This is a genomic window from Brachyspira hampsonii 30446 (genome assembly GCF_000316195.1).
GTDB lineage: Bacteria > Spirochaetota > Brachyspiria > Brachyspirales > Brachyspiraceae > Brachyspira > Brachyspira hampsonii_C.
This window is the reverse complement of sequence record NZ_JH994111.1, coordinates 1,247,470-1,263,534: the sequence shown is the minus strand read 5'-3', so window position 1 is coordinate 1,263,534 and position 16,065 is coordinate 1,247,470. Positions and strand designations below refer to the sequence as shown.

At 24.2% G+C, this 16,065-nt stretch carries 10 protein-coding genes; 8 read left to right on the top strand and 2 right to left on the bottom strand.

Features of this window, described 5'->3' with window-relative positions; genetic code table 11:
* Nucleotides 1-14: 14 nt before the first annotated feature.
* Both A966_RS10205 and A966_RS10200 read right to left on the bottom strand, forming a co-directional pair.
* On the bottom strand, nt 15-827 hold the full coding sequence (locus tag A966_RS10205) for a vitamin B12 dependent-methionine synthase activation domain-containing protein (RefSeq protein ID WP_008725246.1): 813 nt from the start codon (nt 825-827) through the stop codon (nt 15-17).
* An 829-nt stretch (nt 828-1,656) separates the two neighbouring features.
* Nucleotides 1,657-4,272 carry a homocysteine S-methyltransferase family protein gene (locus A966_RS10200; protein ID WP_008725244.1) on the bottom strand — a complete coding sequence of 872 codons (2,616 nt, stop codon included), beginning with the start codon at nt 4,270-4,272 and terminating at the stop codon, nt 1,657-1,659.
* 623 nt (nt 4,273-4,895) lie between these two features.
* Here A966_RS10200 and A966_RS10195 point away from each other — a divergent pair.
* The 8 genes from A966_RS10195 to A966_RS13460 all read left to right on the top strand — a co-directional run bounded on the left by A966_RS10195 (nt 4,896) and on the right by A966_RS13460 (nt 15,537).
* Nucleotides 4,896-5,537: a glycosyl transferase gene (locus A966_RS10195; RefSeq protein WP_008725241.1), complete on the top strand. Its 642-nt coding sequence runs from the start codon at nt 4,896-4,898 to the stop codon at nt 5,535-5,537.
* A 4-nt stretch (nt 5,538-5,541) separates the two neighbouring features.
* Nucleotides 5,542-7,215 (top strand): glycosyltransferase, encoded by a 1,674-nt coding sequence (locus A966_RS13160; protein WP_008725239.1) that lies wholly within the window; start codon nt 5,542-5,544, stop codon nt 7,213-7,215.
* A gap of 28 nt (nt 7,216-7,243) precedes the next feature.
* Nucleotides 7,244-8,365 (top strand): non-hydrolyzing UDP-N-acetylglucosamine 2-epimerase, encoded by a 1,122-nt coding sequence (wecB, locus tag A966_RS10185; protein ID WP_008725237.1) that lies wholly within the window; start codon nt 7,244-7,246, stop codon nt 8,363-8,365.
* A complete protein-coding gene (locus A966_RS10180; RefSeq protein ID WP_008725228.1) occupies nt 8,362-11,796 on the top strand; it encodes a glycosyltransferase in 3,435 nt (1,144 codons plus the stop codon). Before wecB ends, A966_RS10180 begins: the two co-directional genes overlap by 4 nt.
* Nucleotides 11,793-12,623, top strand: a complete 831-nt coding sequence (locus A966_RS10175) for a sugar nucleotide-binding protein (protein WP_008725226.1) — start codon at nt 11,793-11,795, stop codon at nt 12,621-12,623. Before A966_RS10180 ends, A966_RS10175 begins: the two co-directional genes overlap by 4 nt.
* A gap of 5 nt (nt 12,624-12,628) precedes the next feature.
* Nucleotides 12,629-13,639, top strand: coding sequence for a polysaccharide biosynthesis protein (locus tag A966_RS10170; RefSeq protein WP_008725223.1), 1,011 nt, complete (start codon nt 12,629-12,631; stop codon nt 13,637-13,639).
* A gap of 414 nt (nt 13,640-14,053) precedes the next feature.
* Complete coding sequence (locus tag A966_RS13610) at nt 14,054-15,154, top strand: class I SAM-dependent methyltransferase (protein WP_008725221.1); 1,101 nt, start codon at nt 14,054-14,056, stop codon at nt 15,152-15,154.
* A gap of 215 nt (nt 15,155-15,369) precedes the next feature.
* Nucleotides 15,370-15,537 (top strand): hypothetical protein, encoded by a 168-nt coding sequence (locus tag A966_RS13460; RefSeq protein ID WP_155800030.1) that lies wholly within the window; start codon nt 15,370-15,372, stop codon nt 15,535-15,537.
* The last annotated feature ends 528 nt before the right edge of the window (nt 15,538-16,065 follow it).

Genomic DNA, 16,065 nt, shown 5'->3' with positions numbered 1-16,065 from the left:
AAATTAAATAACTATTAATTAGCAAAATAATAAGAATCCTCACAAAATGAAACTATAGCAGCGGTGCTTATTTCAGGATCCATCATATAGCTATCTGTTAGAGTAACATTAAACTCTTCAGGTTTTAACTGATTAAATATTATCCTGTTGCCGTACATATTAGTTAATGCTTTATATCCGAAAGAGTACCTGCAGCCTACATGTTTTCTTTTACCATTATTTTTTAAATTAAGTAAATTATCCATGTTAGTTTGAAGTATATCAACATAATTCTCTATAATATTTGTTCCTATTGCATTATAAAAATAATAGTCTTTATAATCATCATTATCATAAAGTCCTTTTAAAAATTCATGATATTTAGTACCAAGACTTACAAGAGTAAAGCCTATAGTATCTTCTTCTTTGTCAAAGAAATCAACTATAGAGTTATACGGCTCTTTTTCCATACGCTCTAAAGGTATTTCTATTTTTTCATCTTTTAATTGATTAGTTTCATCATCAACATCATATATATAAAGTTTATCATTTTCCGTAATCGTCTTATAAAATCCGTAAATCATTACAGGTTCGATTAAATTATTTTCTATGATATTATTTTTCATCTCTTCGTATTTAGGTTCTACTTTTGTTTTAATCATCTCATTATATTTTTCCATATCCTGATTTCTAGCAGAATATCCGAAACCAACTCTAAAAAGCCTTATTTTATTAATCATATCAAAGGCTTCTTTTTCTATATCCTTATTAAACTCAAAAACTTTTCTTCCATAGAAAGGAGGTTTATTTATATAATGTTGATGATTTTTGTGATTTATTTCTGGCATAATTCTTTCCTTTGTTGCTATGCTCGAACTTGCCGAAAGTTTCAAGCAAATAAATTTGCTTGAAGGCTCGTTCTCGCTTTTGTTTATTATTATTGCTAATTTGTCGCCTCAGCCTATAAAGAGCTAGCGAGTAAACTCACTAGCTGGCTTCGGCTCACTTTTGTTATTTTGCATACTTGTTCAAACTCGCCGAAAGTTTCAAGGCTCGTTCTCGCTTTTTTATTCTTATTACTAATTTGTCTCCTCAGACTATAAAGGGCTAGCGAGTAAACTCACTAGCTGGCTTCAGCTCACTTTTATTTATTATACTTGTTTCAAAACTACTTGACAATATTAATTATAAAAATTATTTAATTTTCAAATTATAAATATGATATTTTACATGTTGCATAATTTAGTATTTTAGTATGGAAACATGCAGTCTTTTTGCTTCTTTGTGCCACACCGAAGGCGGACAGCGTCACAAAAGAAGTGGGGTTTTGGGCAAAGCCCCAACTATAATTTAAAAATATTAAATTAAAAATTTATAAATTTAGTTTTGAAACAAGTCTATTGTCATTACCTAATTGGTATAACTCACCGAAAGTTTCAAGTAAATAAATTTGCTTGAAGGCTCGTTCTTACTTTTTTATTCTTATTACTAATTTGTCTCCTCAGCCTATAATAAGCTAGCGAGTAACTCACTAGCTGACTTCGGCTCACTTTTATTTATTGTTTGCCGCTTGTATAATAAAAATAAAATTAATAACTATATTCACTTTCTTTTTTATTATTACTAATAAAATATTAATTATATAATTAACTTTTAAAACTGTAAACTAGTAATAAATTATTTTTCCTTATCTCTGTCAGCTATTATTTCTTTTATTGCTAATATATCATCAAATCCGTCTTTACAATAAAATATTTTAGCAGTATCTCCATAAACTTTTTTGCAAATATTTTCGACAAAGTCCTTAGTTAAAGCAGCTCCTCCAAGCAGAATTGGTATCTTTAATCCTTTATCTCTAATGTATGCAAGATTATCTTTCATAACTTCAGTAGATTTTACCAAAAGCCCAGACATACCTATACAATCTGCATTATGTTCATGATAGGCTTCTAAAAATTTTTCTATAGATACTTTAGTACCAATATTAACAGTTTCAAATCCATTATTTTTTATAATGATTTCAACTAAGTTTTTACCTACATCATGTACATCTCCTGCAACAGTACCAAGTATTATTTTAGCTGTTTTCTCCTGTTTCTTTTTCTCCAAAAATTCTGATAAAAAGTCAACACTCTTTTTCATAACTTCAGCAGAACCCAAAACAAAAGGAAGCTGTATAGTACCTTCTCCGAATTTTACGCCAATATCCGCCATAGTAGGAAGAAGTATTTCATCTATTATAGCCTGAGCAAATAACTTTTCTCCTCCGAACTCTTCACTGTTTTCTTTTACTTCATTAAGCAGAACCTGCATATCTTTCCACTCACCGTCAAGCATAGCATCTCTTATGGCTTCTCTTATAGGTTTTTTTATATTTTCTTCAGTATTTAATTCTTTCTTTTCCTTTTTGTCAGAGAAATGATTTATATAATTTATAAGAGGCTCTTTACTGTTGCTTTTGTTATATATTAATTCTCTTGCTAATTCTATTTCTTTTTCATCTATTTTCGACAATGGAAGTATTTGAGCTACATTAACTATTGCAGTAGTGAGTCCATGATTAATAGCTTCATATAAAAATACAGAGTTCATTATTTTTCTAGCATCTTCTTTAAGCCCGAAAGATATATTAGATACTCCCAAACTTATAGAACATTCAGGATATTTTTTTGATAACTCTTTTATAGCATTAAGAGTTTCAACTCCAGCCAAAAAACTTTTTTCATCACCGCTTGCAAGTGTAAATGTAAGAGGGTCAAATATTATATCATGAGGAAGTATTTTATGAACATTAACAGCACGTTCATACATTCTCTCAGCCATTTTCAATTTATCTTCGCATGTGAAAGCCATTGATTTTTCATCTATTGTAAGAAGCATAATAGAAGCACCGTATTTTTTGGCAAGAGAACATATCGCATCAAATTTTTCCTCACCCTGTTCCATATTGGCAGAGTTTATTATTGGTTTTCCTCCGTATACTTTTAAAGCTGCCTCTATTACATTAGGTTTAATAGCATCAATAACTAATGGCAGAGAAATTTGCTTAACATAAGATGAAATAATTTTTGTAATATCTTCTACTTCATCTCTGCCAGCCCAAGCAGCATTGACATCTATAGCATGGCTTCCAGCTTTTACCTGTTTTATACCAACATCAAGCATACCGTCCATATCACCTGCAATCATAAGTTCTCTGAATATTTTACTTCCTGTAGCATTGCTTCTCTCACCAATCATTAAAGGTGCAGGATTTTGTTTTATGCTTACAGTATTAAATAAACTTGCGATATAAGGTATTGGTTTTTCCAATGCTGTTTTTTTAGGTTTTACTCCTTTTACTTTTTTTGCTAACTCTTCTATATGGAGCGGAGTAGTACCGCAGCAACCTCCTATAAATGAAAGTCCGTCTAATTCAAAAAACTTACTATTAATATCTGCAAATTCTTCCGGTGTCATGCTATAATATGCTTTTCCATCTCTGTTTTCTGGAAGTCCTGCATTTGTATGTATTGATATAGGAAGACATGATATTTCTGAAAGTTTTTTTATATGTCTTGATGCCATATCCGGACCTGTACCGCAGTTCATACCTATAGAAAATATATCCAAATTAGAAAGTATAGTATATGCTGTTTCTATATCAGTACCTAAAAGCATTGTGCCTTCTTTTTCTATTGTTACAGAAACCATTATTGGTATTTCTTTATTCAATTTTTCTGCTGTATCATTAACTGCAATTATAGCTGACTTTAACTGCAAAACATCTTGAGCAGTTTCAAGAAGTATTATGTCTGCTCCTCCTTCTATTAATCCTCTTGCAGCTTCAATGTATCCATTATACATTTCATCAAAAGTAATTTGTCCTAAACTAGGAAGTTTTACACCAGGTCCTAAACTTCCAGCAATAAAAATATCTCTATTTAAATCCCCTTTAGAATTAGGATTTTTTAAATATTCTTCTCTAGCTTCATTAGCTATTAATGCAGCTTTTTTAGCTAATTCATAAGTTTTATCTGCAATGTCATATTCACTTAAAACCCAAGGTATAGCCCCAAAACTATTAGTTTTTATTATATTGGCATTGGCATTTAAATAATCCGTATGTATTTCTTTCATTATATATGGAGCAGTTATATTTAATATTTCATTACAGCCTTCTACATTATTGCCGTTTATAATCCAATCTTCTTTTTTTATGTCTTTTTTTTGAAGTTCTGTACCTGTAGCTCCGTCTATTATCAAATACCGTTCTTTTATAAGCTCACTTAATTTTTCTTTTATATTATTCATTACTTATGCTCCAATATCTTATATAAAAAATACATTTCGTATATTTTAATATAAAAAGTCAAATATAACAAGTTTCCATATTATAGTTTTGATTGATAATAAAATAGTATTATATAAAAAATACAGCCTATGCTATTTATATTTACACATAGGTTGTATTTTTTATGTTTTGGATTATCATAAAAATATATGTAATATATACATATATTAATTATGTCTGGTCTTGCAAATTTATACATAAAATTATCACTATATTTCTTTATTGGTATGCATCAAGCAATAAAATCCGCTATTTTTATAATAATATTACTTATTCATCTAATTTTCTATATTATTATAATATATTAATAATAAATAATCAGTTTTAATATGCTCTATATTGTATTGACTATTATTTCAATTTTACTATAGAGTGGCAGTATTAGAATCTGTATTCATGTGAAGTATTATTAGTAAAATAAAATAATTTCTCATGAATCATTTTATTTTTATAAATATTTATAATTAAATAAAATATATTGTTTACTTATTGACTTTTATCTTTTATAAGTTATACTAACTTAATTAGCTGAATTTTTAATATTATAGTTCTACTAATTATAATTATTTAACTCAAGGTTTATATGGGCAAAATTAATTGTTTATTTTTAATAACTATACATGTCAATAATGTAGAAAAATATTTAAAAATGTATATAAATAGTATTATAAATCATACATTTACTAAATTTAAAACTATAGTAATCGATTATTATTCTAATAGTAATTGTAAAGAAACCATAAATTTATATAATGATAATAAAATAATATATAGATATGAACAAAACAAAGGTACATTATTGACAGGGAAAACAGAAAGATTAGAAGAAAAAAAAGTTTCTTTCTATATTGCAGCTAATAATATATATAATAATTCTCTATTAAATGAAAAAATTAAACATAATTTATATGATAATTTTTTCAAATCAGATATAGTAAAAAAAGCTAGTATATATATATATTATACACACATAATATTATCTAATAATATTATTAAATATCTAATATCTTTATATTTTCTTAAAACATATAAAGATATTTATGATGAATTATATAATTATTATTTAAAAACAGAAAAAAAACTAAAAGATATAAATAATAAACTACTAACTTATCTCTTCTCTATAATATTGTATATATTTTACACAAACATTATAATATTCTCTATTAATATAAATGCTAAGAATACTTCAGAATTTAATTTTGTGATAAAAAAAAGAGTATAATATTATGACAAAATTTAATCCCTTGATATCAATAATAATACCTGTTTACAATGGTGAAAACTTTATAAAAGATTCTATAAATAGTGCTCTTAATCAAACTTATAAAAATATAGAAATAATAGTAGTTGATGATGGCTCCACAGATAATACTGCCAATATTGTGAAAACTTTTTCAAATAAAGTTGTTTACATATATAAGGATAATGGAGGAGTATCCAGTGCTTTAAATCTTGGTATAAAGAAATCAAATGGAAAATACATTTCTTGGCTTTCTCATGATGATTTATATATTAATACTAAGATAGAAGAACAAATTAATGAATTAAATAAACTTGAAGATAAGAATACTATAATATATTCAGGATATGAGCTTATAGATGAAAATAATAATTTAATAAGTGCAATTGAAATATCTTCAAAAAATGAATATAGATATCTAAATAACGGTCTTTATGCTGCTATAATGTACTATTTGTATGGATGTACATTATTAATACCAAAAGATATTTTTTATAAAGTATCATTCTTTAATGAAGAACTTAAATATTGTCAAGATTATGAATTATGGTTAAAAATTTTTAAGAATAAATATAAAATAAGATATATTCCAAAAGTTTTAGCCCAGTATAGATTACATCAGCAACAAGACAGTGCAACAAGAAAAGCATATATGGTATCAGAAGCTGAAAAAATATTTATAAATGCACTTTCTAGTTTTGATAAAAATGATTATAAAGATATTTTTTATAATAAATATAATGTATTAAGAATTATGAAAAATATACATAAAGACTTTCCAAATTTAATAGACTACATAAATAAAGAACAGAATATATTATTAGAAGAAAATAAAAAATATATCAATGATAATAATAAAATATCTATAGTAATTTATATAGATAATGATTTAAGTAATTTAGAAAATGTCGTTGATTCTGTTTTAAAACAGAACTATATTAATATAGAAATTTTATTTATTACAGATGATAATTGTATAATAAACCAAATTGATACTCTATTAAAAAATATAAAATACAAAATAATTCCTACAAATGAAAAAGAAAATATTTTTAATTTTATTGAAGGTGATTTTATACAATTTCTAAGATCAAAAGATATTTTATTAGAAAATAAATTTAATATGCAAATAGAAGATTTTAAAAATAATCCTCATATTAATGTTTCATATAGTAAATATTATATAGTAATGGATAATAAAAAGAAATACTTAAATAACAATACATATAAACTTGATAATTTGAAACAATTTGAAAATATTGTATTTTTATGGAACGAGAAAATTTATATACCGCTATATACTTTATTAATAAAAAAAGAAGCTTTAAAAAATATAAAAATGATTTATAATAATGATTATTTAATTATTGTTGATTTAGCTTATAATAATTATTTTAACTTTATAGATGAATATTTAGCTTGTAGTTTAGACGATAAAGTTTATAAAAAGGAATTAGAATCAATTGATATTAAAAATAAATTAATAGATATAAATTTTGAAGCTTTAAAATATAATAAACTTTCAAATAAAATATTTTATATATATAATAATTATAGCTATTTAATTATAAAATTTTTAGGAATAAAAATAACTATAAAAAGGAGCAATAGTATATTTTATAAATTACTGTTACATTTTTCTAACTGTATCAATAATTAATAAAAATACTAAAAGGATTAAGTAAAAAATGAAAGTAATGACTATACTTGGTACAAGACCTGAAATAATAAAACTTACCCAGGTTATAAAAGAATTAGATAAATATACCGAGCATATATTAGTTCATACCGGACAAAATTTTGATTATGAGCTTAATGAAGTATTTTTCAATGATTTGGAATTAAGAAAACCTGATTATTTCCTAAATGTAGCTGATTCAACATTATCAAAAACTATAGGAAATATTATAGCAAATGCTGATGAAGTTATGGATAAAGAAAAACCTGATGCATTACTTTTATATGGTGATACTAACTCATGTCTTTCTATAATACCAGCAAAAAGAAGAAAAATACCAGTGTTTCATATGGAAGCTGGAAACAGATGTTTTGATGAAAGAGTTCCTGAGGAAATAAATAGAAAAATAGTAGATCATTTAGCAGATATTAATTTAGTAATTACTGAACAGGCCAGACACTATTTACAAAGAGAAGGTATAGCCTCTGAAAGAATTATAAAGATTGGTTCTTCTATGAAAGAAATATTTGAAATATATAAAGATAAAATTAATAATTCAAATATATTGGATAAATTATCATTAGAGAAAAATAAATATTTTGTAGTTAGTTCGCATAGAGAAGAAGTTGTTGATATAGAATCTAATTTAATATCTTTAATAGAATCATTAAATGCATTATCTGAAAAATATGATTATAAAATAATATTTTCAACTCATCCTAGAACTAGAAGGCTTCTAGATAAATTGGAAAACATTAAGGTTCACAGTAATATTATTTTTTCTAAACCATTCGGATTTTTTGATTATATAGCATTACAAAAAAATTCTTTCTGTACTCTTTCAGACAGCGGTACAATAACAGAAGAAAGTTCATTATTAAAATTTCCTGCTGTAACTATAAGAAATGCTCATGAAAGACCTGAAGGCAATGACGAGGGTACATTAATAATGTGCGGATACAAAAAAGATAAAGTATTAAAAGCTGTTGAAGTTGTTACAGAACAATATAAAAATAATATGATACCAAAAACTGTAGAAGATTATAATGTTGATAACTTATCTATGAAAGTTGTTAGAATAATACTTGGATATACAGAATATGTTAATGAAAACATTTGGAGGAAAATATGAAATGGCAAAATAAAGGGCATGAATTTGATGAAATAGGAAACATTTTCAAACAAAATAAAGATTTATTATTATTAGGAGATATAGATAAAGCATTAAAAATGAAAGAATGCTTAAGTTTTTTAAATGCTGATATTTCAATTCCAACAAAAGATGCTATGGATTCTCTAGAAATAGATGTTTTAGGAAAAACTATTCTAATATTTGGTGATTATCCTAATATAGAGGAGTTTCTTATTTCTAAAAATTTAATAAGAGATATTAATTATTTTGTGATATATAATTTTTATTCTAAATATTTCTATAATTATGAAAGTAATTTTATAATGAAATATTTATCAATATTTGCATTGTATGCATATGATAAAGTATATATTTCAAGCAATAATATAATTACTACAACAGTTTGTAATTTAAACTGTAAATCTTGTCTTAATTTTAATCCGTTTATAAAAAATAAAAGACATAATGAGTTCGAAAGATTAAAAAATGATATAGATCTATATTTTAAAAATGTAGATATGGTTGGTCTTATGCATATTACGGGCGGAGAACCTTCTCTATACCCAGATATAATAAAATTATTAATGTATATTAATAAAAATTATAGGCATAAAATTATAGATTTGGTTATGCCTACTAATGGAATAAGAGAAATATCTGATGAATTACTAGAATCTATAAATAGTGCAAATATGACAATTCAAGTAGATAATTATTTAGAAGCTGTTCCTGAATTTGAAAAAATATATATAAAAAACTTAGAAAAAATAGAAAAATATGATATAAAAGCAGATATTATACCAGCAGGAGAATTTTGGAATTGGGCACAGGCATACCCTCCAAGATATGACTATTCTAAATTAGATAATGATGAAATGATAAAAAGATATGATTATTGTGGATCTATGTTTTCTGAAATAAGAAATGGAACTATATCAGGATGCTGCTATCATAGTTTTGCTGAAACGGCAGGTATAGTAGATTATGATGAAGATTCTCTTTTTGATTTAAAAGGAAATGTAAATAAAAAAGAATTAATAGAATTTAGATTAAAATATTGCAAAAAAGGATATACAGAATTTTGTAAAATATGTAATGGTCTTAATCCCTTAAATAGAAAAGTAGTAAAACCTGCTGAACAGACTAAAGGTATTTTATCTTGGGATGGTAATTTCATAGAAAAAGATTATATACCTGTTGATATATTAAAAATACCTGATTTTAGTGTGAAAATTACTGTTATAACTCCAACTTATAATAGAGCTGATTTTTTACCTAAAACAATAGAAAGCATATTAAATCAAACTTATACTAATTTTGAATATTATATATTAGATGATGGTTCTACTGATAATACTAAAGAAGTGGTAAAACCTTATCTAAAAGATAATAGGGTAAAATATTTATACCATGAAAATTCTGGAGAACCAGAAACAGTAAATTGGGGTTGGTCTTTAGCTAAAGGAGAATATTTTACACAAATAAATTCTGATGATATAGTAGATAAAACTTTATTTGAAGAAATGATTAAGGTATTAGATAATGATGATAATGCTGTTGTTGCTTATTGTGATTATAATATTATAAATGATAAGAATAAAATAATAGAATCTATAAAAAGCCCTGATTGGAATTTTTTAGAAGCTTTATCTAATTTTTCATGTTATGCTGCTATGGTCGGAACTTTTATAAAAAGAAGGAAATTTGTAAATTGGACTAATATAAGAACAGATAAATATTCATATATTAATGATATAGAAATGTATTGGAATATGGCTTTATATGGAAACTTTATACATATTCCTAAAAATTTAGTTAGCTGGAGAAAACACAAAGGACAAATTTCAGTAAATAGGCCAGACTCCATTTATGAAATAACAGATTGGTTTAAAGAATACTTTTATAAATCTAATATACCTAATGAAGTTTTTAATCTTAAAGACACAGTTGCAAATAGAGTAGTAATCTATGCAGAATCTTTATTAACACTTTATAATTTTCCAAAAACTATAAAAGATAAAATTAAAAGATATTTAAAAAAAGAGTTAGGATTAATTAAATTTACATGTTTACAAATAGGTGATAATGATTTAATAGGAAATAAATTTAATGGTCATAATTTAGGAATATATCTGCGTGAAAACAAAATAGAATCAAATCATATAGTTAATGATAAAAAATCTGATGATGAACATACTTATGTATATAATCATGCTTCTAATTATGTATATAACCATGATTATAATAATATTACAGAAAACTTAATTAAAAATTCATTGCTTTTAGATTCTGATATATTACACTTACATTTAATACATAATACAAACTTTGATATAAAATATTTACCAATTATAACTAGATTAAAACCAGCTGTCATTACTTTGCATGATGCTTATTACTTAGGAGGTCATTGTGTACATCATTTTGATTGTAATAAATGGCATGAGCATTGTCATGATTGTGAATATTTGGATAAACCTTTTGCTATAAAAAAAGATGATACAGCATTTCAATTTGAAATAAGAAAGAAATTTATACAGGATTCTAATTTATCAGTTATCGTGGCATCAAAATGGATGGAAGATAAAGTAAAGGAATCACCTATTTGGAAAGGGAAAAAAATATATAGAGTTCCATTTGGAATAGATCAAAATATATTTAAACCTAGAAATATTATAGAAGCAAAAAAAGAACTTAAAATAGATGAAAATTCTATTGTTTTAATGTTTAGAGCTGAAAATAATATATTTAAATGTTTACCTCTTATAAAAGAAGCATTAAATAAAATAAAATCTAAAAATAAAATAACTTTAATAACAGTTGTTAAAAAAGGTTTATTGGAAGAATTTAAAAATAATTTTAATATATTAGAATATGGTTGGATAGAAGATGATTCAATGCTTGCTAAATTATACCAAGCTTGCGATATATTTTTAATGCCGTCAAAACAGGAAGCTTTTGGAATGATGGCTATAGAAGCTATGAGCTGCGGAAAAATGGTTCTAGCTTTAGAAGGAACTGCTTTAACTGATGTTATCAATGCTCCTGAATGCGGTATAGTATGCAAAGAAAATGAATATGCTGATAAATTACAGTATTTTATAAATAATTTAGATGAAGCAAAAAGAAGAGGAGAACTTTCTCTAAAATTTGCTGAAGAAAATTACAATAAAAATCTATATGTAAATAGAATTATAGATGTATATAATAATGTTATTAAGGAACATAAAGTTGATATTGAATATCAGCCAATTTTAGAACAATTGAATAAATATTATAATACTATAAATGTTAATGATGAATCTGATGATGACAAAAAGGTTAAGAAAGATTTTACATTTGGAATATATATTAGCAATGATGAGAAATATTTTATTATTGGTATTTTGGGTATAAAAATCACTATTAAAAAGAAGAAGGTAGAAAAATGAAAAAAATTCTAATATTAGGCGGAACAGGAATGCTTGGCAATACAGTTGTTAAGCATTTTATGAAAAATAAAAATTATGATGTTTATTTTTCATATAGAAATGAAAAAGTAGCTTTTGATAATTTTGATAAAAATAAAGCAATTAAATTTGATTCTCTTACTGATGATATAAATAATTTAAATACGGATTTTGATTATGTTATAAATTGTATTGGTATTATAAAGCCTTTTATGTTTAATAATATGAGAGATTCTATTTTAATAAATTCAATTTTTCCTTGGAATGCAGCTGATTGGTGTAAAACCAATAATATTAAATTTATTCATATAACTACAGACTGTGTATTTGATGGACTTAAAGGTAAATACAATGAACTTGATGAACATAATGCATTAGATGAATATGGAAAATCAAAATCTTTGGGTGAACCTAGAGGAAAATGTATGATATTGCGTACAAGTATAATAGGTGAAGAAATACATAAAAATGCTAGTTTAATTTCTTGGGCTAAATCTCAGAGAGGAAAAATTGTAAATGGATTTTTAAATCATTTTTGGAATGGTATTACAACAAAGCAATATGCAATAATTTGTGAAAATATAATAGAAAATAATCTTTATCAAGAAGATTTATTTCATATACATTCTAAAGATATAGTAAGCAAATATCAAATGTTAGAGTATTTTAATGAAAAATATGATTTGAATTTAAAAATAAAACCGTATATAACTAATCCTATATGTGATAGAAGTTTATCATCTATTAAGGAATTATGCTTTAAATTAGATATACCTACAATAAAAGAACAAATAAATAATTTGGAGTGATTGTTATGTTTAAGGATAAAATTTTATTAATAACCGGAGGTACCGGATCTTTTGGTAATAAAATGCTTAGATATTTTATAAATAATACCAACATAAAAGAAGTAAGAGTATTTTCCAGAGATGAAGAAAAACAAGATAGAATGCGTACAGAATTAAAAGATGATAGAATAAAATATTATATAGGTGATGTTAGAGATTATAAAAGTATAAATGAAGCTTTAAGAAATGTTGATTTTGTATTTCATGCTGCTGCTTTAAAACAAGTACCTTCTTGTGAGTTTTATCCTATGCAGGCTGTACAAACTAATATAATAGGTTCAGGGAATGTAATAGATGCTTGTATTGAAAATAAAGTAAAAAAACTTGTTATGTTATCAACAGATAAAGCGGTTTATCCCATCAATGCAATGGGCATGACCAAAGCAATTATGGAAAAATTAATGATTTCAAAATCAAGAACTTTGCAAAATAATGATAATATAACATTATGTGCAACTAGATATGGTAATGTTATGGCTTCTAGAGGTTCAGTTATTCCATTATTTATAAAACAATGCAAAGAAAATAAACCAATAACTGTAACAGACCCTAATATGACAAGGTTTTTAATGTCATTAGATGAATCGGTAGACTTAGTATTATTTGCTTTCAATAATGCTGTAAATGGAGATATTTTCGTTCAAAAAGCACCAGCATGCACTATCATGGATTTGGCCTTAGCTATTAAGGAAATATTTAATCCAAATGTAGAAATAAAAATAATAGGTACTAGACATGGTGAAAAGACTTATGAGACTTTAATAAATAAAGAAGATATGATTAAATCTGTTGACATGGTAAATTTTTATAAAATACCAGCAGATAATAGGGATTTAAATTATGATAAATATTTTATAGATGGTAATATAGAAGTGGCATCTAGAGAAGAATATAATTCAGATAATACCACTCGTTTAAATAAAGAACAAGTAAAAGAAAAGCTTTTATCTTTGGATTATGTAAAAAATGAACTTTAATATTTTTTGATTTAAATTTATATATATGTTATAATTAACGAGGTTCAAATGTTAACAACACAACACAACACAACACAACACAACACAACACAACACAACACAACACAACACAACACAACACAAAATAAAATATTTCTTTATAAATATATTTATAGCCAGAGCATAAATTTATGCTCTGGCTTTTTTATTTTAAATTAATTTAAGGAGATATAAAAACTATACTAAATTAAATAACAAGATTTAATAATGAAATTAGATGATAGATTTTTATTCTGAAAATATACAATTTTTTTGGTGAAACAATAAAGTATTTTACATTAATTTATATTTAATTGAATATTGTAATTATAAATGTTCATAAGTTATGAAAATCAGTTTAATAATATGAAATCATAAATTGGAGGAAAATTAACTATGTATCAAACACAAAAATTTGAATATTTTGAAAGTGAAATAGTAGAAAAAATTAATAAAGAACTTTCTTATGAAACAACTGGAAAATTACCTGCTAATTTAATGACTAATGCAGAAAGGAAATTTGTAAATGGAATAATTAGAACTATTAAACCAAAAAAAATTTTAGAAATTGGAGTTGCTGCTGGAGGAGGAAGTGCTTTAATATTAAATTCTATTAAAGATTTTGATAATTCTAAACTATATTCTATAGATTATTCAAAATATTATTTTGCTGATAGTACAAAAGAATGCGGACATTTCGTTTATGAGCATTTTAATAACTTAACAAATAAATGGAAATTATATACAGGTGGAGTTGCAGCTAAATTTATAGAAAAGATAGGAGGAAATATAGACTTATGCATATTGGACACAATGCATTTATTACCAGGAGAGATTTTAGATTTTTTAATGGTGTTACCGTTTTTAAAAAAGAATGCTACAGTTATAATACATGATGTAATATTATCTCATTTTGATCCCTTTTATTATCCTATGTCATCTTGTAATATGCTATTTTCTTCATTAAAAGGTGAAAAATATACTATAGAATATGATAATGCTAGAAATTTATTTTCTGGCATAACTAATATAGGGGCCGTAAGACTTGATGATGATATACTTGATAGAGTTACTGATTATTTTTATCTACTTACAAATCCTTGGAGTTATATGCCAACAGAAGAAGATTTCTTTTACATAAAAAAAATTTTTAGTAAATATTATAACTATAATGTTAATGAACTATTTAACAGTATTATATCATTTTTCAAAATGAAAGATAAAGAAAATAAAATAAATAAATTAAATAAGGATATAGAAAAAAATTATACCCAATTAAATAATAAGATAGAAGAAATAAATAACAAAATAAAAGAAAATAAAAACTGGATAAGATTATTTGGAATTTATAATAATAAATATTATATATATGTTTATATATTAGGTATAAGAATAACACTTAAAATCACTAAAATAGCTTGGTGGATACCTGTAAAAAAATGGAGGGATAACTTTAGGAATAAATTTATTACAGACCAGACCAGAAATAATATGTAAAAGAAACATATATAACTATTGTAATAATATAATAATAATTAAGAAATTACAACCTATGCACCAATTTTATATTGTTGCATAGTTTTTTTTATTTTAAATATTTAGTATGACTATATGTAATAAAATATACACTACATTTATAAATCAAATGAATAATACATTCTTTCTATTAAATATTTAATGTTTAAAATGATTTTAATTTAAAGGATTAAAAGATGAATACAAAAATAATCGATGATATAGTATGGTGGATACCTTTTAAAAAATTAAGACATTCTGTAAGAGAATTAATTTTATATTTTATTGATATGAATATTAATAACAGAAAATATATAAATGATAAAATTAAATATTATAATGAAAATATGTTTAATGTAAAATAATTATTAGGATATGCCAATGATTAATTAATAATTTAGATAAACATAATAAAATAACTGTATTTGATTTTATAAATAGAATAATAAAGTTGTATAAATACAAATATGACAGTTTAAAATATATTAATGAATATGAAATAGAATTATCAAAATTAATAAGCGATATTATAATGATACAATAGTTTTTTACAAAAACATAAAATTGTAATCTATATTCATATACAAAAACTATTTTTGATAATGTGTGGAATATAATTATAGTTGTTATAGTTATATTTTTTGATGAATATCTTTATCATAATTGGCAAAATAATTAATATGAAGCTTTTCAAGAACTATGCTACAAAGATAATATATAATATAAAATTTGAATTATATTATAAATTTATTTTATAAATAGTAACATAAATTTTTTTGATTTAAATTTATATATATGTTATAATTAACGAGGTTCAAATGTTAACAACACAACACAACACAACACAACACAACACAACACAACACAACACAACACAACACAACACAACACAA

What these genes read in the sequence shown, in the direction of transcription:
- A966_RS10170 (WP_008725223.1), top strand. Translation starts at nt 12,629, where the DNA reads ATGTTTAAGGATAAAATTTTATTAATAACCGGAGGTACCGGATCTTTT.
- wecB (WP_008725237.1), top strand. Translation starts at nt 7,244, where the DNA reads ATGAAAGTAATGACTATACTTGGTACAAGACCTGAAATAATAAAACTT.
- A966_RS10180 (WP_008725228.1), top strand. Translation starts at nt 8,362, where the DNA reads ATGAAATGGCAAAATAAAGGGCATGAATTTGATGAAATAGGAAACATT.
- A966_RS13460 (WP_155800030.1), top strand. Translation starts at nt 15,370, where the DNA reads ATGAATACAAAAATAATCGATGATATAGTATGGTGGATACCTTTTAAA.
- A966_RS13610 (WP_008725221.1), top strand. Translation starts at nt 14,054, where the DNA reads ATGTATCAAACACAAAAATTTGAATATTTTGAAAGTGAAATAGTAGAA.
- A966_RS10200 (WP_008725244.1), bottom strand. Translation starts at nt 4,272, where the DNA reads ATGAATAATATAAAAGAAAAATTAAGTGAGCTTATAAAAGAACGGTAT.
- A966_RS10205 (WP_008725246.1), bottom strand. Translation starts at nt 827, where the DNA reads ATGCCAGAAATAAATCACAAAAATCATCAACATTATATAAATAAACCT.
- A966_RS10175 (WP_008725226.1), top strand. Translation starts at nt 11,793, where the DNA reads ATGAAAAAAATTCTAATATTAGGCGGAACAGGAATGCTTGGCAATACA.
- A966_RS13160 (WP_008725239.1), top strand. Translation starts at nt 5,542, where the DNA reads ATGACAAAATTTAATCCCTTGATATCAATAATAATACCTGTTTACAAT.
- A966_RS10195 (WP_008725241.1), top strand. Translation starts at nt 4,896, where the DNA reads ATGGGCAAAATTAATTGTTTATTTTTAATAACTATACATGTCAATAAT.